20 protein-coding genes and 3 pseudogenes are annotated in these 25,206 nt (G+C 73.3%); 7 read left to right on the top strand and 16 right to left on the bottom strand.

Going from position 1 to position 25,206, the window contains the following annotated elements; all coding sequences use genetic code 11:
* Positions 1-122 precede the first annotated feature (122 nt).
* On the top strand, positions 123-1,115 hold the full coding sequence (locus tag ABEA77_RS09970; RefSeq protein WP_345644133.1) for a LacI family DNA-binding transcriptional regulator: 993 nt from the start codon (positions 123-125) through the stop codon (positions 1,113-1,115).
* A gap of 79 nt (positions 1,116-1,194) precedes the next feature.
* Positions 1,195-2,622: a GntP family permease gene (locus ABEA77_RS09965; RefSeq protein WP_345644130.1), complete on the top strand. Its 1,428-nt coding sequence runs from the start codon at positions 1,195-1,197 to the stop codon at positions 2,620-2,622.
* On the opposite strand, the gene ABEA77_RS09960 is transcribed toward ABEA77_RS09965, so the two are convergent.
* Positions 2,573-3,988: an amino acid permease gene (locus tag ABEA77_RS09960; protein WP_345644128.1), complete on the bottom strand. Its 1,416-nt coding sequence runs from the start codon at positions 3,986-3,988 to the stop codon at positions 2,573-2,575. The genes ABEA77_RS09965 and ABEA77_RS09960 overlap by 50 nt on opposite strands.
* Before the next feature lie 105 nt (positions 3,989-4,093).
* Here ABEA77_RS09960 and ABEA77_RS09955 point away from each other — a divergent pair, with 105 nt between their 5' ends.
* Together ABEA77_RS09955 and ABEA77_RS09950 are read left to right on the top strand one after the other, a co-directional pair.
* Positions 4,094-4,594, top strand: a complete 501-nt coding sequence (locus tag ABEA77_RS09955; protein WP_345644125.1) for an Lrp/AsnC family transcriptional regulator — start codon at positions 4,094-4,096, stop codon at positions 4,592-4,594.
* A gap of 94 nt (positions 4,595-4,688) precedes the next feature.
* Positions 4,689-4,910 (top strand): annotated as a pseudogene (locus ABEA77_RS09950) (Tn3 family transposase); the annotation flags it as partial.
* A gap of 215 nt (positions 4,911-5,125) precedes the next feature.
* On the opposite strand, the gene ABEA77_RS09945 reads toward ABEA77_RS09950, so the two are convergent.
* From ABEA77_RS09945 to ABEA77_RS09935, 3 genes and pseudogenes are all read right to left on the bottom strand, one after another.
* Entirely contained in the window at positions 5,126-5,353 is a 228-nt protein-coding gene (locus ABEA77_RS09945) for a hypothetical protein (protein ID WP_345644123.1), read from the bottom strand.
* Between the two features lie 155 nt (positions 5,354-5,508).
* Positions 5,509-6,663, bottom strand: a complete 1,155-nt coding sequence (locus ABEA77_RS09940; RefSeq protein ID WP_345644120.1) for an alpha/beta hydrolase — start codon at positions 6,661-6,663, stop codon at positions 5,509-5,511.
* Between the two features lie 29 nt (positions 6,664-6,692).
* Positions 6,693-7,006, bottom strand: a pseudogene (locus ABEA77_RS09935) (substrate-binding domain-containing protein); the annotation flags it as partial.
* On the opposite strand from ABEA77_RS09935, the pseudogene ABEA77_RS09930 reads away from it, so the two are divergent.
* Both ABEA77_RS09930 and ABEA77_RS09925 read left to right on the top strand, forming a co-directional pair.
* Positions 6,993-7,142: pseudogene (locus ABEA77_RS09930) on the top strand (glycosyl hydrolase); the annotation flags it as partial. The pseudogenes ABEA77_RS09935 and ABEA77_RS09930 sit on opposite strands and share 14 nt — an antisense overlap.
* Before the next feature lie 280 nt (positions 7,143-7,422).
* Positions 7,423-10,437 carry an alpha-mannosidase gene (locus tag ABEA77_RS09925; protein WP_345644117.1) on the top strand — a complete coding sequence of 1,005 codons (3,015 nt, stop codon included), beginning with the start codon at positions 7,423-7,425 and terminating at the stop codon, positions 10,435-10,437.
* A 56-nt stretch (positions 10,438-10,493) separates the two neighbouring features.
* Here the strand turns inward: ABEA77_RS09925 and ABEA77_RS09920 are convergent, their stop codons facing one another.
* From ABEA77_RS09920 to ABEA77_RS09870, 11 genes are all read right to left on the bottom strand, one after another.
* Positions 10,494-11,918 carry a M1 family metallopeptidase gene (locus ABEA77_RS09920; protein WP_345644114.1) on the bottom strand — a complete coding sequence of 475 codons (1,425 nt, stop codon included), beginning with the start codon at positions 11,916-11,918 and terminating at the stop codon, positions 10,494-10,496.
* Between the two features lie 169 nt (positions 11,919-12,087).
* Complete coding sequence (locus ABEA77_RS09915) at positions 12,088-13,014, bottom strand: terpene synthase family protein (RefSeq protein ID WP_345644111.1); 927 nt, start codon at positions 13,012-13,014, stop codon at positions 12,088-12,090.
* Positions 13,015-13,037: 23 nt separating this feature from the next.
* Complete coding sequence (locus tag ABEA77_RS09910; protein WP_345644108.1) at positions 13,038-14,432, bottom strand: cytochrome P450; 1,395 nt, start codon at positions 14,430-14,432, stop codon at positions 13,038-13,040.
* Positions 14,433-14,499: 67 nt separating this feature from the next.
* Complete coding sequence (locus tag ABEA77_RS09905; protein WP_345644105.1) at positions 14,500-16,116, bottom strand: prenyltransferase; 1,617 nt, start codon at positions 16,114-16,116, stop codon at positions 14,500-14,502.
* A 20-nt stretch (positions 16,117-16,136) separates the two neighbouring features.
* A complete protein-coding gene (locus tag ABEA77_RS09900) occupies positions 16,137-17,168 on the bottom strand; it encodes a polyprenyl synthetase family protein (RefSeq protein WP_345644102.1) in 1,032 nt (343 codons plus the stop codon).
* Positions 17,169-17,382: 214 nt separating this feature from the next.
* Positions 17,383-18,678 carry a cytochrome P450 family protein gene (locus ABEA77_RS09895; RefSeq protein ID WP_345644099.1) on the bottom strand — a complete coding sequence of 432 codons (1,296 nt, stop codon included), beginning with the start codon at positions 18,676-18,678 and terminating at the stop codon, positions 17,383-17,385.
* Complete coding sequence (locus ABEA77_RS09890) at positions 18,675-19,226, bottom strand: GTP-binding protein (RefSeq protein WP_345644223.1); 552 nt, start codon at positions 19,224-19,226, stop codon at positions 18,675-18,677. Before ABEA77_RS09890 ends, ABEA77_RS09895 begins: the two co-directional genes overlap by 4 nt.
* A 148-nt stretch (positions 19,227-19,374) precedes the next feature.
* Positions 19,375-19,755, bottom strand: coding sequence for a DUF742 domain-containing protein (locus ABEA77_RS09885; RefSeq protein WP_345644096.1), 381 nt, complete (start codon positions 19,753-19,755; stop codon positions 19,375-19,377).
* Entirely contained in the window at positions 19,752-20,183 is a 432-nt protein-coding gene (locus tag ABEA77_RS09880) for a roadblock/LC7 domain-containing protein (protein WP_345644093.1), read from the bottom strand. The genes ABEA77_RS09885 and ABEA77_RS09880 overlap by 4 nt, the downstream gene beginning before the upstream one ends.
* Complete coding sequence (locus ABEA77_RS09875; protein WP_345644091.1) at positions 20,180-21,610, bottom strand: ATP-binding protein; 1,431 nt, start codon at positions 21,608-21,610, stop codon at positions 20,180-20,182. Before ABEA77_RS09875 ends, ABEA77_RS09880 begins: the two co-directional genes overlap by 4 nt.
* A gap of 533 nt (positions 21,611-22,143) precedes the next feature.
* Positions 22,144-23,385, bottom strand: a complete 1,242-nt coding sequence (locus ABEA77_RS09870) for an FAD-dependent monooxygenase (RefSeq protein ID WP_345644088.1) — start codon at positions 23,383-23,385, stop codon at positions 22,144-22,146.
* Positions 23,386-23,581: 196 nt separating this feature from the next.
* Between ABEA77_RS09870 and ABEA77_RS09865 the strand changes: the two genes are divergently transcribed.
* On the top strand, positions 23,582-24,274 hold the full coding sequence (locus ABEA77_RS09865; protein ID WP_345644085.1) for a hypothetical protein: 693 nt from the start codon (positions 23,582-23,584) through the stop codon (positions 24,272-24,274).
* Positions 24,275-24,306: 32 nt separating this feature from the next.
* Here the strand turns inward: ABEA77_RS09865 and ABEA77_RS09860 are convergent, their stop codons facing one another.
* Positions 24,307-25,161 carry an aminoglycoside adenylyltransferase domain-containing protein gene (locus ABEA77_RS09860; protein ID WP_345644082.1) on the bottom strand — a complete coding sequence of 285 codons (855 nt, stop codon included), beginning with the start codon at positions 25,159-25,161 and terminating at the stop codon, positions 24,307-24,309.
* Between the last annotated feature and the right edge of the window lie 45 nt (positions 25,162-25,206).

Genomic DNA, 25,206 nt, shown 5'->3' with positions numbered 1-25,206 from the left:
CGGGAGGACCGGCGGGCTCCCGGAGGCCGGGCGGCGCCCCCTCCCGTGCGGTAGCGTGCTGTGTCCGTGGTACCGGAACCGGTTTCGGCGGCTCAGGGGTGGAGGGTGTACCGATGCGGCGGGTGACGCTTGCCGACGTGGCGCGTGCCGCGGGGGTCGCGAAGGCCACCGCGTCGCGGGCGCTCTCGGCGGACAATCCGGAGGTCGGCGCGGCCACCCGGGTGCGGATCAGGGAGATCGCGGCGGAGCTCGGCTATCAGCCGAGCGTGGTCGCGCAGGCGCTGAGCACCGGGCGGGTCCGCCTGATCGTGCTGTTCGTCCCCGCGGCCGAGACGGGCTGGGCGCAGGTGCTGTCCGGGGCCATGGCCGAGGCGGAGCAGCGGGGTTACCAGGTGCTGGTCCGGCCGCTCGGGGCGGACGCCCCGCAGGACCAGGCAGGGCTGCCCGTCGACGGTGCCGTGCTGGTCGGCCGGGCGCGGGTGCCTGCGGGCTGGGACGCGTCCCGGCCGGTCGTCATCGTGGACGAGGACCTCTCCGACGCCGACGCGACGGTGGTGCGGACGGCCAACTGGAGCGCCGGCTACCAGGCGGGCCGCCATCTGGTCGAGCAGCACCGCACGTCGGCGGTGGTGCTGGTGCCGCACCACCGCGCCGGCGGCGCCCAGGCGCGTGCTGCGGGCTGCCAGGCCGCCTTCGCGGAGGCCGGGGCGGAGCTCCCCTCCGGCCGGGTCCTCGAAGCCGGCCGGGACGCGGAGCCGCGGGCGGGCCTCGACGCGGCGCTCGGCCGGGGGCTGCGCCCCGACGGGGTGTTCGCCTGCACCGACGAGACGGCCGTGGCCGCGCTCGGCTCGCTCGGCCGGGCGGGCCTGCGCGTCCCCGAGGACGTGGCGCTGGTCTGCTTCGGCGACGAGCACCTCGCCCGGCAGGCCGGTCCCTCCCTCGCCGTGGTCCCGCGCCCGGTGGCGGAACTCGGCGCCCGCGCGGTGCAGTTGCTCGTCCGTGCGATCGAGGGCGCCGCCGAGCCGCCGGAGGTGCACGAACTGCCGGTGCGGCTGGTCGCCGGCGTCCCGCAGGGCCGCTCCGAGCACGCCGCCCGCGGATCCGTCTCCGCCTGACCTTGACCTGCGCCGCCGCGTCCGACACACTTCCGAAACGTTCCGGAACCGGTTCCGGACATGTAGAGGAGGTCCTGCGGTGGCAACGTCGACGCCGGGGCTCATAGCCGTACTCATCGTCTCGGTTGCCCTGCTCGTAGTCCTGATCAACTCCCGGCTCAAGCTGCACCCCTTCATCGCCCTGCTGGTGGTGTCCTTCGGGGTCGGCCTGGCCGCGGGCGAACCCGTCGCCAAGATCGCCGGGTCGATCGAATCGGGTGCGGGCGGGATCCTCGGCAACGTCGGCATCACGCTGGCCCTCGGCGCCATGCTGGGACGCCTCCTGGCGGATTCGAGCGCCACGGAGGTGATCGCCGCCCTGGTGGTGCGCCGCTCCACACCGCGCACGGTGCCGTGGCTGATGAGCGCCGCCGCGTTCGTCATCGGCATCCCCATGTTCTTCGAGGTCGGGCTCATCGTGCTGCTGCCGCTGGTGTTCAGCGTGGCCGACCGGATGCGCAAGCAGGGACACACCCGCTATTCGCCCTACACCATGCTGGTGATCCCCACGATCGCCGTGCTCGCGACCCTGCACGGTGTGGTCCCGCCCCACCCCGGGCCGCTGACCGCCGTGGCCGGGCTCCACGCGGACCTGGGCAAGACGATCCTGCTCGGGCTCGTGTGCGCGGTGCCCACCGTCATCCTGGCCGGGCCCCTCTTCGCGACCTGGATGGCCCGGCGGATCGACGTACGCCCCGACCAGGCCCTGGTCGACCAGTTCGTCCGCCGCCGCGCTGAGGACGACCGCCCGTCCCCGGCCGCGTCGCCGTCCCGCGGCGGCGGCGACGCGGCCGGGCGGCGGCCCGTGCCCATCGCGTGGGCGGTCACCTGCATCCTGATCCCGGTGGCGCTGATGCTGCTGCGCACGATCGCGGAGGTTGCCCTGCCCGAGGGCAACCACGTGCGCAACGTGACCCTCCTCGTGGGCGAGCCCGTCATCGCGATGCTCATCGGCTTCCTGGTCGCGCTGTTCGCGCTGGCGCTGGCCCGGGGCAGGTCGGGGGACGACGTGCGGCAGTCCCTCACGGAGAGCCTCAAGGCCGTGGTCGGCATCCTGCTGATCATCGGCGGGGGCGGCGCGTTCAACCAGGTGCTGGAGGACACGGGCATCAGCCACGCCATCGCCTCCGCCGCCGGCGGCGCCCACCTCAACGTGGTGCTGCTCGGCTGGCTGCTTGCGCTGCTGCTCTCCGCCTCCACCGGATCCGCCACGGTGGGCATCGTCTCCTCGACCGGCATCGTCGCCCCGCTGGTGGCCTCGTCCGACAGCTGGCACACCTCGCTGGTCGTCCTCGCCATCGGCGCGGGCTCGATCGGCCTCAACTACGTCAACCACGCCGGGTTCTGGCTGGTCAAGGAGTCCTTCGGCATGGACATGGGCCAGGCCACGAAGATCCACACGACCACCCAGACACTGGTCAGTGTGTTCGGCCTCGGCATGACCCTCCTGCTCGCCGCGATCGTGTAGCGCCGCGCCCCGGAGGCCGGCGCGCCGACCCTGCCGCGAGCGCGGCGGCGAGGGCAGCGGCGGCGACGGGGCCGTCGGCGGCCAGCAGGGCGAGGGTGGCGAGGGCAGCGGCGGCGGCCGCCCAGCGGGCCGGCCCGCGCAGCAGCCGCGTCGCCGAGGCGCAGCTGACGAGGTAGACGAGGAGGAAGAACGCGGTCGGCAGGGCGACGAGCAGCGACACGTCCATCAGGCGCAGCGCGGAAAGGCCGAGCAGGACCGCGCCGAAGGCGGCGGCGCCGACCGTGAGCAGCGGCCCCGGGGAGCCCCGCGCGGCGCCGCGGCCGGGTGGGCGCAGCAGATGCTCCGCGGTGGCGGCGGCGCCCGCCAGGTAGGCGTTGGTGACACCGAGCGTCAGCAGCAGCGCCGTTCCGGCCGTGAGCCAGGGGCCCGCGGGGCCCACACCGGCCGCGAGGAGCGCGGCGAGCGGTGTGTTCGTGGCGGCGCCGGGGCCCAGTACCGCCTGGAGCGCGACGGCCAGCGACAGGTAGACGGCCGAGGTGATCACGAACGCGGCGGCGATGACCCGCGGCAGCCTGCGGGGCGCGTCGTCCAGCCGCGCGGTCAGCGGGGCCGCGGCCTCCCAGCCGACGAACGCCAGCATCAGATGGCCCGCCGCGCCCGCCACCCCGCCCCAGCCGTGGCCGAGGAACGGGTGCCAGTGGGCCGCGGCGGCGCGGTGGGCGCTCGCGGCGACGGCGGTGACGAGGAGCGCGAGCAGCAGCCCCACCAGCGGGAGTTGGACGCGGGCGCCGCTGGTGGCGCCGGCCAGCCGCAGGAGGAGGACGAGGGCGAGCAGCGCCCCGGCGAAGGCGGCGCCCGAGCCGGGGCGGCCGACCGCGGCCGCCAGGTACTGCCCGCCGATCAGGCAGACCACCGGGGCGCCGGTGATCACGCCCAGGCAGAACGCCCAGCCCGCGGTGCGGCCTGCGGCGGGCCCGAGCCCCGCCGCCGCGTAGCCCGCGACCCCGGCGCGCGAGCCGAAGGCGGTGCCGAGACGGCTGAAGACGAAGGCGAGCAGCGCGGACAGGGCGAGCAGTACGCCCCAGGCGAGGACGGCCGCGGCGCCCGCCTGGCGCGCGGCCAGCCCCGGCAGAAGCAGCAGGCTCGGCCCGAGGAGCGCGCCGACGTAGAGGGCGGTGGCGCGCGAAGCGGTCAGCACACCCCCGCCCACGGCCGCCGTGCCGGACCGGGCTGCGGCGGGCGCGGCACGCGTGACGACCGCGCCCGGCACGGGCCCCGCGGCAGGCGCGGTGTCCCCGACGCGGGCGGTCCCCGGGTGCCGCTGGGGCGGTCGGGGAGCGGGGGGCTGGGCGGGTGTTTCGTCCATGGCGGCAGCATGCACCGGCCTGCGGGGCATGCGATGCCCGATTCGGCCGCGTGAGGCGGCTCGGGCGCAATGGCATGCGGCAGATGCGGCCGTATGCTGCATCGCATGCCGTCACCTCAGTACGACCGGGTGGACCGGGCGATCCTGGACCATCTCCAGCGCTTCGGGCGCACGCCCAACGTCGACCTGGCCGAGGCGGTCGGGCTGTCCCCCTCGGCCTGCCTGCGCCGAACCAAGGCGCTGGAGGAGGCCGGGCTGATCGCGGGCTACCGGGCCGAGCTGGACCACGAGCGGCTCGGCCTCGGGCTGACCGCGTTCGTGGCGCTCAAGGTGGCCGGCCACTCGCGCGCCGCCTCGCGGGCGGTGGAGGAGGCACTGACGGCGATCCCCGCGGTGGTGGCCTGCCATGTGGTCTCCGGCGAGGCCGACTTCCTGGTGGAGGCCGTGCTTCCGGACCTCGCCGCCTACGAGCGTGTGCTGCTCGACCGCATCCTCGCCATCCCCCATGTGGTCGACGCCCACAGCACGTTCGCCATCCGCAGCGTCCTGTCCCGGGGCCCGCTCCCCCTCGACGACTGGCCGAAGCGCGGGCAGCGCAACCGCTGACCGCGCGGCGCTCGGCGCAGGTCGGCGACCGCCGCCCCGGCGGGGCGCGCGCGGTCGGGCTGAGGAACGTCCGCGCCAGATCGTGCGCCGAGGGTTCGTCACGCCCGTACCGACGGTGTACGCGCGGCCGAACCCGAAGCACTTCGGCCGCCGGGACGGCGCGGCCCGGTTCAACATGATCAACCACCAGGGGCGGGTCCTGGCGGGGAGGCCGCGGCCGGCCCCGCGCGACTCCCCGTACGTACGGGACGTCCTCCACGACCGCGACGGCGGCCGTCGTCCGGAGATGATCGTCACCGGCACCGCGAGCTACAGCGGCACCGCCTCCGTCCAGCAGGGCGCGGGGCTCGACCGTGGGAGAGGCGGGCCAGACCGGTGTTTCGGGCACCCGTCACGCGGGCTGACGGCTTTTCCCCGGGGACGGGGCGGCGGTGGGTGACGCGCACCGGCCCGCGGGCCCGGCCGCGCGGCAGGCGGGGCAGGAGCCGGGCCGTGCCGGCGTCCCGGCAGACCCTCTCCGGCACGAAATCCTCACGGACCGCCCGCGTCGGCGGGCTTCGCTCCTGCCGCCTTGGCCTTCACCGGGCGGCGCCCGGCGGGGTCCAGGTCCTCGGTGTGCACGCGCAGGATCCCCTCGGGCCGCCCGGCGGTCTCGTAGAGCGCCCGCCGCAGCGTCTCCTCCCGCAGGCGGACCTCACGCCGGGTGGCGAGCCGGTCCACGGCCGACTTGGAGCGGGCCGGTGTCCCGGAGTTCGACACCGCCGGCCGCCTCGCGGCTCGCGCCTCGCGGCTCGCGGCTCGCGGCTCGCGGCTCGCGGGACGTCACCACAGGTGACGTACCAACCTCCCGAAGACAATGGGGCGTTGTCCGTGTGCCTGCTTCACACCAGCCCCACGGCCGGCGGATGCGGGGGTCAGGTCAGCGGGATGCCCGGGGTGGGCAGGGGGCCGCGGGCGGCGCAGCGGGCCGCGGTGGCGTGGGCGGGGAGGGTGGCCTCCTCCCAGGCCAGGATGGAGGTGTAGGACTGCGGCGCGGTCCTGTGCAGGGTGATGTCGTGCCCGGAGCGCACCAGCATGGCGCTGAAGCAGGCGCCGGTGAAGTTGCCCGCCTCGTGCTGGTAGAACTCGGTGGTCGAGGTGCAGCCGAGGTCCGTGCCCGCGGTGCCGTCGACGTCGGGCGTGCAGTAGTGGTTGTCCTTGTCGCCGTCGACGAGCAGCACCGGGACGGTGATCTTCTTCATCAGGGCGCCGAGGTCGGCGGGGCGGGTGGTCAACTCGGTCTGGCTGACGACGTCTTCCGTGGCCTGGTCGGCCGCGATGACCCGGGGGTCGGCGAGCGGCGGGTAGTAGAGGATGGCGGCGCGCTGCCCCGGCTTGCTGGTCACGTAGCCGTCGTCGAGCGAGGCGAACCGGGAGAGGTGGTTCGCGGAGTAGAAGACGGTGGGCTGGGCGTCGGCGACGATGGAGCTGGTGGCGTGGCCGGAGCCGGTGAGGACCACGGCGTCCACGTCGCCGTACTCGGCTGTCTCCTCGATGAGTTGGGCGGAGCCGAAGCTGTGGCCCACCGCCATCACGGAGGCGTAGTGGCGGCCGAGCGCACCGGCGCGCACCTGGCTGATGACCTGGTGGATGCTGTCGGATATCGCAGGGAAGGTCAGCTCGGTCGAGGCGGGCCGCGAGCTCGCGCCGTCGCCGAGTTCGTCGACGGCGAGGGTCGCGTAGCCGCTCCTGTTGGCGCGCTCGACATACGAGTACGTGCCGTTCTCGTACGGGAAGTCCCAGTACGTGTGGTTGTACGTGGCGCCGTGCACGAGGAGTTGGACGGTGCCGACGGCGCCGGTGCGCGGCGCGCAGTACTGCGCGGCGACCTTCTGGGCCGAGCCGTCCGGCAGCGTCACGGGGAAGGACACGTCGCGGCAGCTCGTACCGGCCGACGCGGCGGTCTGCGCGGCGGCCGGGGCCTGCGGGGCCGGCAGGGGCTGCGCCGCGGCGGGCACGACGGCGGCCGCGACCGCGGCGACGGCGGCGGAGAGCAGACAGGTGATGCGGAGGGTGACTGAGGATGCCATGGCTGTTTTCTGCCACAGAAACACAGAGTTCATTCAAAAGGAATGACCAAAAAACCTTTGTCGTCTTCCCTCTGGCGCGGGTCCGAACTCCAGCCCTGGGGAGCGCCCTTCGCGCGGCCGGTCGACTCGCGTTCGATGAGCCGGGGCACCGGCACCTGGACCGTGGGGGCGGGGGCGCCGTCCAGCGGCGAGAGCAGTTCCGTGGCCGCCGTACGGCCGAAGGCGCGGGTGTCCCGGGTCAGGGCGGGCAGCCGGGGGTGGACCACCGGCAGAGCGCCGAGTCCTCCCGGGCGACGGGCGAGACGTCGCCCGGCACGGAGAAGCCGAGCGCGGACGCGGCGGCGGAACGCGGCCTCGGCGTCAGTGTGGACGGCCGCCAGGGGCACCTGTCCAGCTCCGGCTTCCCGCCCGCGTGGACGCGGGCCTGGCACCGGCGCAGCCTCTTCACCGATCCCGACGTGGTGGAGGGCCGGGCCTCCCGACGTGGTAAAGGGCCAGGCCGCGAGACCGCTCGGTGTGCGCGCCCGGCGGCCCCGCCTTCGAGGCGTTCGTCCGGCTGTGCGCGGACGGTGTGCGCCCCACGACCGTGCTCGCGAGCCGCGCAGACGACCGGGAGCACCCGGCGGCGACGGATCACCGAGGTGGTCGCCCCGGCCGCTGTGACAGGCTGACACCGCACCGGCGGCCCGACAGCGGGGCGCACCGCACCACCCGTACGACCACCAGCACACCAGCACACCAGCAACGGAGCCATCTCTCATGCATGACGACCGCTCCCTGGTCGAGGCACGCCTCAAGCGTGTGCTCGACGAGCGCATCAGGCCCGCCGTATACCCCGAGGCCGTGCCGATGGAGGTGGCGGTGTGGACCGCGCCCGACGAGCCCGTGCCGGTCGCCGAGGGCCTCGCCGCACAGCCCGCTCCCGCGGCCGTCGGAGACCGCTGGGGGGCGCCCTGGGGCACCAGCTGGTTCCGGGTGACCGGGACGGTGCCCGCCGCCTGGGCCGGCCGTACGGTCGAGGCCGTCATCGACCTGGGCTTCGACGAGAACATGCCGGGCTTCCAGTGCGAGGGGCTCGTGTACCGGCCCGACGGCACGCCGGTGAAGGGCCTCAACCCGCGCAACCAGTGGGTGCGCGTCGCGGACCGTGCCGAGGGCGGCGAGGAGGTCCGCCTGCACGTGGAGGCGGCGTCCAACCCGGTCCTGCTCGAACACCACCCCTTCCTGCCGACGCCGCTCGGCGACAAGGACACGGCGGGCAGTGACCCGCTGTACCGCATCGGCCGGATGGACCTGGCTGTCTTCGACGAGACGGTGTGGGATCTCGTCCTGGACCTTGAGGTGTTGGGTGAGCTGATGGTCGAGCTGCCGGTGGAGGGTGCGCGGCGTTGGGAGGTCCTGCGGGCGGTGGAGCGTGCGTTGGACGCCGTGGACCTTCAGGATGTGGGGGGTACGGCCGCCGCTGCGCGCGCGGAGCTGGCGGATGTGCTCGCGGAGCCCGCCCACCCTGCGGCGCACCGGATCAGTGCGGTCGGGCATGCGCACATCGATTCGGCGTGGTTGTGGCCGCTGCGGGAGACGGTGCGCAAGGTGGCCCGTACGGCGGCGAACATGACCGCGCTGCTTGAGGACGAGCCGGAGTTCGTCTTCACGATGTCGCAGGCGCAGCAGTGGGCGTGGGTCAAGGAGTACCGGCCGGAGGTGTGGGTGAAGGTCGTCGAGGCGGTGGCCGGGGGGCGGTTCGTGCCGGCGGGCGGTATGTGGGTGGAGTCGGACACCAACATGCCGGGGTCCGAGGCGATGGCGCGGCAGTTCGTGCACGGGAAGCGGTTCTTCCTGGAGGAGTTCGGCATCGAGAACGAGGAGGCGTGGCTGCCGGACACCTTCGGTTTCGCCGCGGGGCTGCCGCAGATCATCAAAGCGGCCGGGTCCACGAGGCTGTTGACTCAGAAGATCTCCTGGTCGGCCACGAACTCCTTCCCGCATCACACCTTCGACTGGGAGGGCATCGACGGGACGCGGATCTTCACCCACTTCCCGCCCGTCGACACCTACAACTGCGCGATGGAGGGCCGTCAGATCGCGCACGCGGCCCGTAACTTCAAGGAGAAGGGCGCGGCCACGGTCTCTTTGGCGCCGACCGGTTTCGGTGACGGCGGGGGTGGGACGACGCGGGAGATGGTGGCGAAGGCGGCGCGGCTGAGGGATCTGGCGGGGTCGGCGACCGTGGCGTGGGAGTCGCCTTCCGAGTTCTTCGCGAAGGCGCGGGCGGAGTATCCGCGACCGCCGGTGTGGGTGGGTGAGTTGTATCTGGAGTTGCACCGGGGGACGTTGACCAGTCAGGCGGGTACCAAGCAGGGCAACCGGCGCAGCGAGCATCTGCTGCGGGAGGCCGAGCTGTGGGCGGCGACCGCCGCTGTGCGGGCCGGGTTCCCCTATCCCTACGAGGAGTTGGACCGGATCTGGAAGACGGTGCTGCTGCACCAGTTCCACGACATCCTGCCCGGCTCGTCCATCGCCTGGGTCCACCGCGAGGCCCGCGCCACCTACGCCCGGGTCGCCGCCGAGCTCACCACGATCATCGACGCGGCGCAGCGGGCCCTGGCCGGGCAGGGCGAGCACCCGCTCGTCTTCAACGCCGCCCCGCACCCGCGCCGGGGGGTCCCGGCCGGCGGCGCGGGGGTACCCGCCACGGCCGCTCTGACGGTCACGGCCGTGCGGGAGGGCGGCGGCTTCGTCCTCGACAACGGCCTGCTGCGCGTCGAGATCGACGGGCGCGGCCTTCTCGTCTCCGCCTGCGATCCGGCCACCGGGCGCGAGGCGATCGCGCCGGGAGAAGCGGCCAATCTGCTCCAGCTCCACCCCGACTTCCCCAACCAGTGGGACGCCTGGGACGTGGACGCGTTCTACCGCAACACCGGCACCGACCTGACCGACGTGGTCGAAGTCACCGCCCGGGAAGACGGTTCGGTGCGCGTCCTGCGGGCCTTCGGCGCCTCCCGCGTCACCCAGCACCTGAGCATCCCGGCGGGCGTGAGGCGCCTGGACATCGACACCGAGGTCGACTGGCACGAGAGCGAGAAGTTCCTCAAACTGGCCTTCCCCCTGGATGTGCACGCCGAACGGTACGCCTCCGAGACACAGTTCGGGCACGTGTACCGGCCCACCCACACCAACACCAGCTGGGAACGGGCGAAGTTCGAGGCGTGCAACCACCGCTTCGTGCATCTGGAGGAGCCGGGCTTCGGCATCGCGCTCGTCAACGACACCACCTACGGCCACGACGTCACCCGCACCGTCCGCGCCGACGGCGGCACGACCACCACCCTCCGCGCCTCCATCCTGCGCGCACCCCGCTACCCCGATCCGGAGACAGACCAAGGGGTACACCGCTTCCACCACGCACTGCTACCCGGCGCGAGCATGAGCGACGCCGTCCGCGAGGGCTACCACGCCAACCTCCCCGAACGCCACCTCACCGGCGACACCCCCGGCATCACCCCCCTGATCACCATCGACCACGACGCCGTCGTACTCAGCGCCCTGAAACTCGCCGACGACGGCAGCGGCGATCTGATCGCACGCGTCTACGAAGCACACGGTGGCCGCGCCACAGCGACCCTGACCACCGCCTTCCCCCTCACCTCCACCCAGACAACCGACCTACTGGAACGCCCCCTCGCCGACACCGCACAACCCACCACCACCGCGGACACCATCACCCTCTCCCTCCGCCCCTTCGAGATGGTCACCCTGCGGCTCACGCGCGGCTGAGCCGCACGGCGCGGGAGCGCGCCGCCGGTCGGCGGCCGGCGCGCTCCCGCGGTGCCTCAGCGCCCCGCGGGGAAGACCGCGGGCTTGGCCGGAGTGTAGAGCCAGGTGTCGAAGAAGCCCTTCAGGTCCTGGCCCGACAGGCGCTCGGCGAGCTGCCTGAACTCGGTGATGGTGCCGTTGCCGTAGCGGTGCCGCGCCGGCCACGCCCTCAGCAGCGCGCGGAAGGCGCGGTCGCCGATGGTGTCGCGCAGCGCCTGGATGGCGACGGCGCCCCGGTCGTAGACGGCGTCGTCGAACTGCTTGTCAGGGCCCGGGTCGCCGGGCTTCACCGTCCAGAACGGGTCGTCGGCCGGGTGACTGTCGTACACCTTCCGCGCCAGCTCCTGCGGGGTGCCCTTGCCCTCGTGCTCCGCCCACAGGTACTCGGCGTACCCGGCGAAGCCCTCGTTGAGCCAGATGTCCGACCAGCGGGCCAGGGACACGTCGTCTCCCCACCACTGGTGGGCGAGTTCGTGGGCGACGACGGAGGTGTCGGGGGCCGAGGCGAAGAAGGCGGGGCTGTAGAAGACGCGGGTCTGCGACTCCAGCGCGAAGTGCGAGGTGACGTTCGGGACGTAACCGCCGGCCGCATCGAAGGGGTACGGGCCGAAGTAGCCGCTCAGGAAGTCGATGATCTCGCCGGTGCGCTCCACACTGGCCTGCGCCGACTTCCGTACGGCCGGGTCGAGTGCGGTGCTGTAGGCGTTGAGCACCGGCACCCCGGTGCGGGTGCGGCTGCGGGTGATGTCGAAGTGCCCGACGGCGAGGGTGGCCAGATAGGTGGCCTGCGGCCGGTCCTGCCGCCAGTGGTACGACGTGCTGTCGCCCTTGGTCCTCGCCGAGAGCAACAGGCCGTTGCTGATGGCCTGTTCACCCTTGGGCACCCGGACGGTGACGTCGTAGGTCGCCTTGTCGAGGGGGTGGTCGTTGCTGGGGAACCACCACCACGCGGACTCGGGCTCGTTGGCGGCGACACCGCCGTCGGGGGTGCGCTGCCAGGAGGTGAACCCGTACTTCTGGACGGTGGAAGGCACGCCCGCGTAGGTGACCGCGACGGTCATGCGGTGGCCGCGCGGCACGGTGTGTGCCGGGGTGACGACGAGTTCCTGTTCGCCGCTGGTGGTGAAGCGGGCGGGGCGGCCGTCGACGCGCACCGAGCTGACGTCGAGCGCGAAGTCGAGGTCGAAGCGGGTGAGGCTCTGGGTGGCGGTCGCGGTGACGACGGCGGTGCCGGAGAGCCGGTCGGTCGCGGGCCGGTAGTCGAGGTCGAGGGCGTAGTGCGAGACGTCGTAGCCGCCGTTGCCGTACGTGGGGTAGTACGGGTCGCCGATGCCGGGCGCTCCCGGTCCCGGGGCCGGTCCCGCCGCCGTGGCCGCGGTGGCGGGCAGGGCGAGGCAGAGCCCGAGGGTGAGGACGGTGGACGCGATGGCTCTCTTGCGCACGAAGGTTCCTCCAGCGTGGGCGTGTCCATGACCTGGGGATGGCAGGTACACGCCGAAACCCTAGCCCGGAGGCACCCTCCGTACCAGCAGGCGTCACCGTGCGCGCGTTCCGCCGGGCCCCCGCCGCCCCGGGAGGCGCGGCGGGGGCCCGGCGGGACGGCATGGGCCGTCAGCCGCCGTCGTATCTGCGGTGGCCGATGTGCCACACATAGGACGCGGCGACCCCTTCGAGGGCCCGCGCGTGCGCGGCCACTGGCCCGCCCGCGGCCGTGAGTTCGACGATCCGGGCCCTGGCCTTCCCGGCCTCCTCCTCGCACAGCGCGCAGACCGCGGCGAACGCCTTGTCGATCCCGTACCCCTCGGCCGCCGCGAGCAGCGTGGGCAATCCGAACGGCTCGGCGCCGCCCGCCCTCGCCCTCTCCCGGTCGTACGAGGCAAGGTCGTTGATCCAGCCCGCGAGGTCGGCGACCGCCGACTCCAGCTCCCGCACCGGGGACGACGCGCGTGCGGCGGGCGCCAGTTCGTAGCCGAGCACAGGCTCGGCGAGCGCCGTGACCGTCGCGACGAACACGGTGTGCGGGCGCATCGCGCGGTACTCGGGGACGCCCACGCGCCCGCCGGCGGCCAGCGCGTGCGCCTCCCACACCAGCCCGTACAGGCTGTCCCGCACGGCGGCGGCGACGCGCAGGAACCGCTCGGGCGCGGCCCGTTCACCGAGCCGCGCCAGCGCGTCGGCGAGCGCCGCGCAGAACACGTCGCCGCCGCCCGGCGGTCGCCGCCCGTTCAGCACATGGACCGCGCCCGCGACCCGCGCGACCAGCGCGCCCGGGTCGGCCGCACCCGTCTGCTCGCCGTACGCGTCGTCGAAGGCGGTCAGCCACAGCAGCAGGTCGGCGCAGAGCTCAAGTCCCGCCGGATCGGCCGCGGGGAAGGTCCGTGCCACCCCGTGCCCGGTGATGTCGCACAGCGCGGCCCGCGCACGCTCCGACGCGACCAGCGGGTACGCGGCCAGCCACCGCTCCAACTGCCCCGCCGTGTCGGCCGCGTGGGGGCTGACGGGGAAGGGCCCGGGGAACGACGCCGAGAGGTCGGGCATCGGCCGGGTCCCGGTCCGCGGCGTCACGCGGCCCTCCGCCCCGCCACGGGCCCGCGGGCCTCCGCGACCATGTGCAGGCTCGACGGGTGCACGGTGATCTCGCCGACCGGCCGCACCTCCTCCCCCGCCGTGGGCCGCAGCCGCCACCGCGACGCGATCACGGCGGCGATGACCGTCGCCTCCGTCACGGCGAACGCGTCGCCCATGCACATCCGCTTGCCTGCGCCGAACGGGATGAACGCGTTCTTCGGCGGCTGCGGGCGCTCGGGCGACCACCGGCCCGGGTCGAAGCGGTCCGGGTCCGGGTAGACCGTGGGGTCCCGGTGGAGGGCGTACGGACTCCAGATCACGTCCGTGCCCGCGGGCAGTTCGATCCCGCCGAGCCGCACGTCCGAGGTGGCCTGCCGGGTCACGAGCCAGCCGGGGCTGTACATCCGCAGGGTCTCGTTGACGCACATCCTGGTGAAGGTCAGGCGCGGGATGTGCTCGAAGGTGACCCGCTCCCCCCCGAGCACCGAGTCCACCTCCTCGTGCAGCCGCCGTTCGAGCGCCGGGTTGCGTCCCAGCTCGTGGAACATCCACGCCATCACGACCGCCGTGGTCTCGGAGCCCGCCGCGAGCACCCCGGTGACCTCGGAGAGGATGTCGTCCTCGGCCAGCGGCTCGCCGTTCTCGTCCCGCTCGCCGAGCAGCAGCGACACCACGTCGTCGTACGCCTCGGGGTCGGCCCTGTGCTCCTCGATGATCTCGGCGACCGCCTGCCGCATCACCCGGCTCGACTCCTCCACCTGCCGGTTGCGCCGGGTGGGCAGCCGTTCGAGCAGCGGCACAGGAAGCAGCGCGCGACGCAGCGCCGCCATGAACACCGCGTCCACGCTGTGCAGGATGTTCAGGGCGGGCAGCCGTTCGGGCCGCGAGGAGAACAGCGCGGCCATGACGACGCCCTGCGTCATCAGCTGCATCTCGGTCTTCAGGTCGAGCGTCTCGCCCTCGCCCCAGGCGGCGACGGCCGGCTCGACCGTCTCGCGCATCGTGTCGACATAGCCGGCGATCTTCTCCCGGTGGAACTTCGGCTGCACCAGGCGGCGCCGCACCAGGTGCGGCCTGCCCTCGGCGACCGGCAGCGCGTCCTTCCCGAACAACTTGAGCTTCTCGAACAGCAGCCCCTTGGTGAACTGGCCGGACTTGACCGTGAGCATCTCGTGGATCATCTCGGGTGAGTTGATCACCGTCATCTTCTTCGGGCCGAAGGTGACCCGCACGGCGGGCCCGTAGGCCCGCAGCTCCCGGATGAACGCGAGCCTGTCCCGCAGGAGCGGCATCACGTGCCCGAGCAGCGGCAGCCCGCCTGGCGCCCTGCGCACCACCTCGACGGCCGTGTCGGCGCCGTCCGTCCTGGCCCCGGTCCTCGCACCCATGTCGCTTCCCCTCTCCCGTGCCGCTGCCGCCGTGCCCTGCCGTCCCGCCGTGCCCTGCTCCCGCCGCTCAGCCATGGCGCTGCCCCAACAGGTGGCGGGCCGAGAGCACTTCGGCCTCGATCATGGCCAGGGGCGCGTACAGGGTCTTGTCGTGCCACAGCGGCGGGTGGCGGTGCTCCGCGCCCGGCGCGCACACCGCGTCCAGGTACGCGCCGGCCCTGGCCAGCGCGGGCCCGTCCGGCGCGTCCGCCCGCAGCAGGATCTTCACGGCGTACGCGGTCTCCTCCGCCGTGCCGCCCCACACACCCCAGGACCCGTCGTCGCGCTGCTCCGCGACGACCCGGGACACGGCCCGCGCCACCGCCGCTTCGGCGTGGGCGCCGCCGTGCCCGGCGAGCGCGGTCACGGTCCGCTCCGTGGCGTAGTACGGGGAGGCATGCCACTTGTCGGGCCAGAGCCCGTCCGGCTGCTGGACGGAGACCAACCAGTCGGCCAGGCTCGCGCGTTCTGCCACCGCCGAGCCCGGGTCGCGCCCCTCGGCCGCGGTCAGCGCCTGGAGCGCGTGGGCGTTGGCGGTGACAGAACCGGTGTCCTCGCCGAGGTAGCAGTCGTAGTGGGTTCCGTTGTGGAACAGCGCGAGCGGCTCGGGCCCGAACGGGAGTCCGAGGCGCGCCGCCGTCAGCACCGCCATCGCGGTGTCGTCGGCGTCGATCATCAGGCCGGGAGCGCCGCGGACTCCCGCGGCGTCCCAGATGCGCTCCACCCAGCCGCGGGCTGCCCAGCGTCCCGCCCCGTCCAGCAGTCCGGCGCGGGAAAGGGCCGCGGCCACCCAGAGCCGCTCGAAGACGGTGATCGGCGCGGCTTCCGGGAACAGGTGGCCGTATCTGCGGCCCACCTCGCGCAGTTCGCGCACCGCGGGTGAGGAGAGCACACCGGGCCCCGGCACCCGGTCGCCCGGCCGCGCCGCCGCGGGCGACGACCGGTCGGCCCAGGCCGCGGTGGCCGCGGGCGAGCTGCCCAACAGGCAGCTCAGCGAGCCAGGATCGGGGACGAGGGCATCCACGAGCCGGGCACCGAGGCCCTCGAAGGTGTGGTGGAACTTGACGGGCAGCTCGCCCACCGCCGCGTACTTCGCCGCGACGTACTGCGGCGCCTCGGCGTGGTAGCCGCCCGGCACCGGCAGCGCGGGCCCGCGGTGCCAGGGGCCGAGGTGCTCGGAGCCGGCGGACTCCGGGCTCGCGAGATGCTCCCTGATCCGGGCCACCAGCGCGGGCACCAGGATCTCGGCGGCCGCGGTGTCCGGCCAGGGCCCGTTCCCCGGTAGCCGCCGCAGGGCGCCGAGGCCGCGGGCCGCGGCCGCGCACACCCGCGCCGACAGCTCCGCGGAGGCGGTCCGCCTGCGGGCCACCGACAGCAGCGCCTCCACCGCGCTGAGCGTGGGCACCAGCCGGTAGGTCTCCGCGCCCTCGCCCCAACTGCCGTCGTCCGCCTGCTCGTCGAGCAAATAGGCGATGCGCCGCTCGTCTCCCGTCAGCCAGGGGGCGTACGAGACGACGCGGGCCGTCTCGTACAGGGAGGGGCGCACCGCACCCCACTCGTCCTGGTCGACCGAGGCAACCAGCCGGGCGGCCTGCTCACCGGGCGGCACCTCCCGGGCGACCGCCGTGTCACCGTGCGTCTCCATCCGTCTCTCCTTCCGCACGTTCACACCTGCCGAACCGTCGCCGTCCGTGCCAACTCGCGTAGACACGCGATGGCCTGACGGGTGAAGGGGGCGTCGTCCAGTGCCCTGAGCGCCTGCGCGCGGCGCTCCTCGATCATCTCCTCGACGGCCTCGCGGGCCCCGGTCTCCTCAAGGACCCGCCGGACCTCCTTGGCCTGGCGCCTCGTCAGGCCCGGGTCGCCCACCAGGGTGTGCAGCACCTCCAACTGGGCAGGATTCGCGGCCCGTACGGCGTGGGCCATCAGGACCGTGGCCTTGCCCTCGCGCAGGTCGTCGAGGGCCGGCTTCCCGGTGGTCCCGGGGTCGCCGAACACACCGAGCAGGTCGTCGCGCAGCTGGAACGCCTCGCCGAGCGGGACGCCGAACGCGCTGCACGCGTCGAGGACTTCGGGCGGGCCGCCGGCCAGGGCCGCCCCGATCTGGAGGGGCCGCTCCATCGTGTACTTGGCCGTCTTGTAGCGGATGACGTGCAGCGCCGCGTCCACGTCGCCACTCGGCCTGCGGCCCGTGGTGCACAGGTCGAGCAGCTGCCCGTACATCACCTCGCTGCGCATCTCCGCGACGAGAGGCAGGACTTCGGCGAGTCGGCCCGGTTCGAGGCCCGCGGTGTGCAAGAGTTCGTCGGACCAGACGAGCGCCAGGTCTCCGAGGAGCACGGCGGCACCCATGCCGTGGGCCTCGGCCCTGGCCCCCGGGCCTCCGCTGTCGGTGTAAGCTGCCGCAAGGGCCCGGTGCGCGGAAGGTTGGCCACGACGCGTGTCGCTGTCGTCCATCACATCGTCGTGCACAAGCGCGAAGACCTGGAAGAGTTCAAGGCTCGCGGCTGCGCGTATGGCGGTTTCGAGGGCCTCGCGCCCAGGCCCCGCCGCGTACCAGCCGTAGGCGCACAGTATCGATCTGATGCGTTTCCCACCCGTCAGCAGACCGCGCAACGTGGTGGTCAGATAGGGAAGTTCGCCACCGGGAGCACCGCGCTCCTTGGCGTCGAGGAAGCCGCGCAGCACGGCGTCCACCCGTTGTCTCAGTGCTGCTGCTTCTGGTATTCGCTCACCGGACAGTGTGTCGGTCGTCAACGGAACGATCCCCTTTCGGTCAAGAACCGTGGGTAGCGGTTCCCCACTCGCGCGGAGGACAGGCCGGGGCATGCGTTCTCCCAGAGATGGCCGTGCGGGTGCCGGCCGGTGTGCGGACCGGCCGGCACCGCGTCATCGTGACGAGCGGGGCAGTTCAGGGAGTGGTCGACAGCTGTGTGGGCGCCGTGGGTGTGGCCCTGTTGCTGCTGTCCTGGGCGCTGCGACTCCAGGGGGTTGCCCCGTCGGCGTCCGGTGTCAGCGGCGTGAAGCGCGCGGGCAGTGCGGTGAGGGTCCTGTGGATGGTTCCCTCGCTGTAGGTCAGCTCCTCCACGGGGACGGCGAGTGCGATGTCCGGCAGGTAGGTGGCGAGCCGTTCGATCGCGGCGGTGGCGATCAGCAGCGCCAGGTCGCGTGCCGGGCAGGCGTGCGGCCCCGCCGCGAAGGCCAGGTGGGCCTTGTTCCCGGACCGGAAGCCGTCCGGGGAGACTCCCGCGTGGGGACAGGTGTTGGCCGCGGCGTACGAGACCATCACGGGTGAGCCCGCGGGGATCGGGACCCCGTGCAGGACGGTGTCCTTGCGCGCCGTGTGGAAGCTGTAGTTGGCGACCGGGGAGTCGTTCCAGAGGGCGTCGTCGATGGCGTGCTGCACCGGCAGGCTGCCGGTGGTGAGCGTGCCGAAGTAGCGGTCGTCGCTGAGCATGCGCACGCAGGTGTTCGCGATCAGGTTCGCGGTGGGCTCGTTGCCCGCACCGAGCGTGAGCAGGATCTGGTTGGTGGCCTCCTCCCTGCTGAGGCCGTTGGGGTGGTCGATGAACCACGACGTGAGGTCGTGGCCGCGCCGGCCGGCCTTCAGCTCGTACAGCGTGTTGAGGTACATGCCGAACGCCTGGGCACCCTGGCCGACCCGCTCCGGGTCGGAACTCACCATCGCGGCCAGCATCTCGACCAGTTGGGGGCCGTACGCGTCGTCCATGCCGAACAGGCTGTTGAAGACCATGAGCGGCAGCTGCCGCGCGTACTGGCCGACGAGGTCGACATGCCCGGTGTCGGCGAACTCGCTGAGCAGGGTGTCGGCGTGGCGGAAGGTCATCGCGCGCACTTCGTGCGGGTCGAGCAGGGAGAAGCAGTCCGTGATCACCTTGCGCAGGTAGGCGTGGTGGTCGCCGTCCGCGAACGTGACGTTGGGACGCCACTGCGTCGGCTGGCTGATCGAGCTGTTCTCCGGGACGCGGGACTGCCAGGGACGGGTGTCCTTGGACCAGGTCTCCGTGTCGCCCAGGAGGTCGAGCGCCGCGCGGTAGTCGGTGACCAGGTACACCACGAAGCCGGGTGCCGCCTCCGCGAGGCCCACCGGCCCCTGGGCCCGCAGCAGTTCGTAGCTGCGCTGCGGGTCCGCCGCGTGCTCGGGCCCCCACAGGCACACGGGAGCTGTGTCAGTTGTGCTGGTCACGAGGTGTGTTCTCCGGCGCGCGCGATGGAATGGGCGGTGAGTTCTATGAGGGCGTTGAGGCTGCTGTTGGTCTGCCGGGCATCGCACATGACGAGCGGGGTGTCCGGGGCAAGGTCAAGCTTTGCCCTGAGGATCTCCAGACTGTAATCCGGCGAGTCGGGGAAGACATTCACCGCGACCGCGTACGGCAAACCGCGCTCCTCGATGAGATCCATCACCTCGAAGGAGGCGTCGAGGCGGCGGGTGTCCACGAGGACCAGCGCGCCGAGCGCACCGAGGGCTATGCCCTTCCACAGCGGCAGGAACCTGCGCTGCCCCGGGGTGCCGTACAGGTACAGCACGATCTTGTCGCCGGGCAGTGTGAGGCGGCCGAAGTCGATGGCGACGGTCGTCGTGGTCTTGTTGCGCAGCCCGACGAGGCTGAGGTCGTCGGTGGCCGCCGCGGCGTCCGTCATGACCTCTTCCGTATGGAGTGTCGGGATCTCCGACAGGGTCCTGATGGCGGTGGTCTTGCCGACACCGAGGTGCCCCGCCACGAGGATCTTCACCCGGCGGTGCGCGCCCTCCGGAAGATAGACGGGCCGCTGCGGCGCGCCGCCCGGGTCGCCGGGCAGCGTCGACGGGGCGGCGTGCGCGCCGTGCCCGGTCCTTGCCGGCCCTGACACGGCGGTCTGCCCCGGCGCGGTCGCCTGTGGGCTAGACCAGGAGTGCTCGGAGTCCACTCAAAACCTCTTCCATGACTTCCTTGGACGGGCGGTCCGCGTTCGCGGCGGCCATGGCGGCGTCCGACACGGGGACACTGCCCTTGAGCTGGCCGTCGGTGACGAGCTGTTCGGCGACGACGATGCCGACGCTCACCGGGAGGCCGAGGTAACCGGCGATCTCCATGACGGTGAGTGAGCCGCCTTCCAGCAGCTCCACGACCCGCTGGTGCACCGCCGTGTGGTAGGGGGCGAGGGGGATGCCGGTCGCACGGAGGGCGGTCAGGGTGTCGATGGTGCTACCGACGGGCGAGCCGCCGGTCCCGGTCGCCAGATAAGCGGGCAGCAGCCTTCGCTGTTCCTGGCCCCGGCTCATGACGCACTGTCATCGGAACGCACGGGCACGGACATGAGCTGTTCGCCGAGCTTCTTCGCCTGCCGCGCCATGGTGTGTGCGACGACACCCATCGGCATGTCCGCGTCGCCGGAGACCGCGATCAGCGTGTTCGTCCTGGTCCCGGCCGGCATCACCATGTAGGTGCCGTACGCGTTCTGCACCGTGACGGTCTCCACCGGCGTCTGCTCGGGCGCGCCGAGCGCCGTGTTCGCGGCGGAGCGGGAGGCGGCGTGCAGGGCGGACGTCATGGCGGCGATACCGTCGGCCTCGTCCCTCGCGAGCTCGGACGACCTGGCCACGACCATGCCGTCGAGGGTCATGATCAGGGCGTGCCGCACACCCTTGATCTCCGCGATCGGGTTCAGGTACCAGGCGGATTGCTCGGCCTGCTGGTGGGGGGTGCTCACAGAGTCTCCTCCGGGTCGGTGTGGGCCCGGCCGCTGGCCAGGCCTTCCTCGAACTGGCTCCAGGTGTCACGGACGCGCTCGGGGTCGAGATCGCGGGCGGCCGGCGCCGTGGCCTCGCTCTCCACCGCGCGGGCGGGCTGGCGCCTGCGTCGCTGCGGCAGTTCGGGAGCTGCGGCGGCCGCGGTCGGCACCGGGGCGGGGGCTGCGGGAGCGGCGGGCGCCGCGGGTTCAGGCCGCTTGGGGACCTGTGGCGGTACTGCGGGCAGGGGTGCCATGGCCGAGAGGGGTTCCGCCTCCTCGTCGATCGTTGTCAGCAGGTTCGGGGGAATCGAGAGCACGGCCCGGACACCGCCGTACGGGGAGGGGTTGTCGATGGACACGTGGAAGCCGTAGTCGGCGACCAGCCGGCCGATCGCGGCGAAGCCCTGCGAGGGCGGGTCGCCGAGCTCGGTGAGCATGATGTTCTGCTGCTCGTCGCCCGAGACCATCCTGGTGCCGTGGCGGACCGCCTCCGCGGTCATGCCCTTGCCCGCGTCGTCGACGGTCACGCAGACGCTGCCGTTCTCCGTCTGGAGCAGGCTCACGTCCACGACGAGGTCGTCACGCGAGTGTTCGAGTGCGTTGGCCATCAGCTCGGCCACCGCGACGGCGACGGGCTCTGCGGCCCGGCCGACGATGGCGATGTTGGACGCGTGCATCCGCGAGCTGATCCTCACGCGGTCGAAGCCGCGCAGGCGGGAGGAGGCGCCGGTGACGATCTCGGCGACGTAGGTGTCCTTGCGGACGTGTCCCGGCCAGGCGCCGCAGACGATGGCGGCCTTCTGGATCAGGCGCAGGTTCTGCTCGTTGAGGTGGTCGGCCGCGAGCAGCCGGCGGGTCAGGCTGCGTGGCGCGCTGAACTCGTGCTGGAGCGCGTCGATCTCGGTCTGGAGGCGGTACGAGAGCGCCTGCATGTCCTGGCTCGCGCCGCGCAGCGCGGCACGGGCGGCGGCGTCGACGCGGCGGCGCTCCTTGAGCACCGTCTCCCTGAACAGGTCGAGGACGGGGGCGAACGGGTCGGCTGCCCCTTCCGTGCCGGCCCCGGCGCCTGCCTGATCCCTGGACGCCGCCTGGTGCAGGGGCCCGGGGACCGGGTGGTGGGAGCTGATCAGGTTCAGCGCGAGGGCGGGGAGCCTGCGGGAGACGAGGTGGTCGAGTTCCTCGTGGAACTCCCTCCCCCGGGTCTCCACGGCCTGGACGCGGGCTTCCGCCGCCCGGGTCCGCGCTTCTGCGGCCAGGGCCCTGGCGTCGGCGGCCTGGGCGGCCGACGCGAGTTCCTGTGCCCTGCGGGTCTGCTTACGGCGCGATCGTGCGAGCCTCAGCGCGACAACGACCATGACGACGGTCGCGACGCCGAGCAGTACGGCGGCTACGGATATCGAGCTCACTAGTGAGGGTCCTAGAGGGTTGGGCTGAGCTTCCGGTCGTCCCTGACCAGGGGCCAAGCAGCGGTCGGCGACGGCGCAAGGCGTCCGGAGCCACTGCTCCCTCGCTGGCAAGCGCTCAAGGAGTCCTTCACAACATGCGCGTCCTACGAGGTCGTGCGCCCCGGACGGGCATAGTGCGGGGACTCCTAGGGACCCTGGAATGCCCTACGTCAAACGGTCGTCAGTGTACGGAGGTTGATCCTCTCACGCACCCGGCGGAGCGTCTGCGCGACGGCCGGGACCCGTACGGTTCCGACAGCCGCCGAGCACACTGTGATCGCGCGGCGACGGGCCGTCAGCAGCTGTCCGACGATGCGTCAGAAACGTGTCGGAGCGGTATCGGTAGCGTGTACTCCACCAGTGACGGATTGCCAGGGGGTGCCCGTACGTGCAGAGGGTGTCGGTTGGCGCACGGGCGGTCCGCGACCGCTTCCCGCCGATGACCGATTCCCGCCGACCGAAAGTCGGCCAGAAAACGCCGTTTTGACGTTGCGTCAGCCGCGCGCGCGGGCGTGCAGTGATCCGGCGAGCCGTGGGCCGAGCCACCGCTTGAGCCTGCGCAGCGGTTCGATGCGCCCCGCCGCGCTGTCCAGCCGGTAGTAGAGCTGCGGCGGGACGTACGGCAGCAGCGGCGAGTGCCGCTGCCCGAGCAGCGCGAACATCCGCTCCGGCGGGAGCCGCAGATAGCGCGGCAGCTCCTCGTACCAGCGGGCGCTGTAGCGCGCCGCGCTCTGCACGGAGAGCAGCTCGGCCCTGCGGACGTTCTCGTAGCGGGTGAGCGCGGCGTCGAGCCCGGCGCCGCCCGCACCCGGCGCGGCTCCTGCCGCGTGCAGCGAGGCGGTCAGCGCGAGGGCGTCCTCAAGGGCCAGGGAGGTGCCGGCGCCGATCGAGTAGTGGGTCGTGTGGGCGGCGTCGCCGAGCAGCACGACATTGCCCCGGTGCCAGGTGCGGTTGGTCAGGGTGCGGAAGGCGAGCCACTGCGCGGGGGCGCCCTCGCCGCCTCCCCTGCCGGTCAGCGGGTGGCCTTCGAGCACGTCCGCGAAGAGGTCCCCGAGCAGGGCGAGCCCCTCCGCCTCCGTGCGCCGGTCGAGGCCGAGGCCGCGCCAGGTCTCGGGCGCGCACTCCACGACGACCGTGCTGGCGTCCGCGCTGAAGCGGTACGCGTAGCACCAGATCCAGCCATGCGGCGTCTCGACGAAGGCGAAGGTGAAGGCGTCGAAGACCTTGGTGGTACCCAGCCAGATGTAGGGGTTGCGGCCGATGGACACCTCCGTGCCGAAATGCCCGGCCCAGCGGGTGCGCAGCGCGCTGCGCACCCCGTCGGCCGCGACGACGAGGCCGGCGCCCGCCGCCCCGTCCGCGATCTCGGCCGGCTCCGCCTCGTGCCCGTGCACGACGCGGACCCCCAGGTCGCAGGCGCGCCCGGCGAGCAGGTCGAGCAGCCGGTGGCGGCCGATTCCGAACCCCTCGTCCCCGTGGTGCCTGGTCGTCGTCCCCCTGAGGTGGGCGACGCCGTCGCTCCAGCGCACCGACGCGTCCTCGACGGCGCGCGCGGAGACCGGGTCGCCCGCCCGCAGCTTGTCCAGCAGCCCCGCCCAGTAGGTGACGCCCCAGCCGTAGGTGGAGCCCGCCGGGTCGCGCTCGTACACGGTGACGTCGTGGCCACCGTCCCGCAGCTTCATCAGGATCGAGAAGTAGAGGCCGGCGGGCCCGCCACCGACGCAGACGACCTTCACACGAACTCCCGGATTCACATCGAGCGACGCCTCGGTGACGCACCGTAGCAGCGCGGTGGCACGGGAACGATCCGCGCGGAGCGGTGTGTTCCGTCGCACATCGGGTCGGGGCGGTGTGTTACGGGCGCAGGAGTCGTTGCGGAGGCGTGCCCTGCGCGGCTTTCCCCGCACAGGTTGTTCCGCCATACTTCCGGCCGTGGAGCAGCGCAGTGATACGAACGTCCAGCCCGTGGTGGCCGGGGCCGCCATGGACCCGGCCCAGGTGCCCGGCCTCGTGAACCTCCGCGCCCCCGAGGCCGCCCCCGAGGCGGAGGAGGGCGGGCCGGCGGTGCGGGCCGCCGTGCCCGGGAAGCCCGGGGCCGCGGAGCCCGCAGGGGCGTCCCCGGCGTCCCGCGCTGACGGCCCCGGGGCGCCCATCGGCCCCGCGGACGCCGAGGCCGGGACGGACTCCGCAGAACCGGACGCCGCCGAGGACACGGGCGGGAGCGGCGACGACACGGCCCCCGGGGCGGACGGCGGGCCGTCCCTGGAAGCCGCCGACCGGCGGTCCTCCATCGTGGCCGACCGCACCGGCGTCCGCTTCACCCTGGACGACCAGGAGGCGGACTTCCGCTGGGACGAGATCGGAGCGGTCGAGGTGACCGTCCCCCGCTTCTGCAAGCGGCTCGGCGTGATCGTCCACACCCGCACCCACCGGTCGTACGAGGCGGACGCCGAGGCCCCGGCCCGCGGCGTGCTCAAGGAGTGGGCCGAGCGGCTCGACGCGGTGCTCGACGCGTACTTCGAAGAGGACGGAGCCGACGGCGGAACGGGCGGGGCCGCCGAGCCGGAGAGGCAGCAGCCTGCGACGTCAGAGCAGCCGGAAAAGCAGGAGAAGGACCGCCCCTGAGCCCCTGGGCCGGGGCGGCGGGCCCCGGGTGCTCAGGACCGGGCGAGCGCGTTTTCGATCACCATGTTCACGAAGGCCAGCGCGTCCGTGCGGCGCCCGACCGGGGTGGCGTAGCGCCCGCGCCCCTCGCCGCGCCGCACGCGCAGGCACTCGTCGACGATCCGGTGCCACGCGGGCCCGAACGCGGTCCTCGCGTACTCCCCCGCCGCCGTCTTCGACGCCACCTCGCCCCTGGTGAGCGCCAGATGGGCCCTGCTGACGCCCAGCACCCCCCATGCCACCGCCCGCGCGCCGAGGCAGGCGAGCCCTTCCTGGCCGAGGGGGCGTGAGCCGCGCTCCCACCAGGGCCGCCAGTACCGCACCAGGCTGTCGCGCGCCCAGAGGGCGAGTTCACCCGGCGAGGTGTCCACCGTCAGGTCCCGCGCGTCGGGGCCGCGCATCGTCACGCCGTACCGCGAGAGGACCTGCCAGGTGGCGGGCTGCCTGCCGTGTCCGACCGCGGGCAGCAGGCCGCCCCGGTGCGCGTACGGTCCTGGCGCGGCGTCCGAGGGGTCGTCGGCGAGCTGGTCCCAGGTGACGTAGGGCCCCTCGAAGAACGGCCGCCGCACCCGGGCGGCGAGCCGCGCGTGCGCCCGCTGGAGCGCGGCGGTCTCACCGGGCGAGGGCGGCACGGCGGAGACCGCGACGAAGTCGATGTCCCCGCGCGGGCGCACGAAGTCGTCGAGCGCGACGGAACCCGTCAGGTACAGCCCCTGGACCAGGCCTGGCGCCGCCGCGTCGGTCAACGACAGGTACGCGCGCACGACCTCCCGTACCAGGGGCGGCACCGCCGTCGCGCGGGCCCGCCGCCCGCCGTCCTGCCGCGAAGGATCCGTGTGCGGCGCCATGGCCGTGAACTCCCCTCAGGCCGGGACGTGTCGCCCGGCCGTGCC

The organism is Streptomyces tremellae (assembly GCF_039540215.1).
Lineage (GTDB): Bacteria > Actinomycetota > Actinomycetes > Streptomycetales > Streptomycetaceae > Streptomyces > Streptomyces tremellae.
This window is presented reverse-complemented; position numbering and strand designations above follow the sequence as displayed.

Bases quoted from the DNA above. Each gene is read 5' to 3' on its own strand.
- ABEA77_RS09960 (WP_345644128.1), bottom strand. From the start codon at position 3,988: ATGGACGAAACACCCGCCCAGCCCCCCGCTCCCCGACCGCCCCAGCGG.
- ABEA77_RS09955 (WP_345644125.1), top strand. From the start codon at position 4,094: ATGCCGTCACCTCAGTACGACCGGGTGGACCGGGCGATCCTGGACCAT.
- ABEA77_RS09940 (WP_345644120.1), bottom strand. From the start codon at position 6,663: ATGGCATCCTCAGTCACCCTCCGCATCACCTGTCTGCTCTCCGCCGCC.
- ABEA77_RS09925 (WP_345644117.1), top strand. From the start codon at position 7,423: ATGCATGACGACCGCTCCCTGGTCGAGGCACGCCTCAAGCGTGTGCTC.
- ABEA77_RS09915 (WP_345644111.1), bottom strand. From the start codon at position 13,014: ATGCCCGACCTCTCGGCGTCGTTCCCCGGGCCCTTCCCCGTCAGCCCC.
- ABEA77_RS09910 (WP_345644108.1), bottom strand. From the start codon at position 14,432: ATGGGTGCGAGGACCGGGGCCAGGACGGACGGCGCCGACACGGCCGTC.
- ABEA77_RS09905 (WP_345644105.1), bottom strand. From the start codon at position 16,116: ATGGAGACGCACGGTGACACGGCGGTCGCCCGGGAGGTGCCGCCCGGT.
- ABEA77_RS09885 (WP_345644096.1), bottom strand. From the start codon at position 19,755: ATGAGCCGGGGCCAGGAACAGCGAAGGCTGCTGCCCGCTTATCTGGCG.
- ABEA77_RS09860 (WP_345644082.1), bottom strand. From the start codon at position 25,161: ATGGCGCCGCACACGGATCCTTCGCGGCAGGACGGCGGGCGGCGGGCC.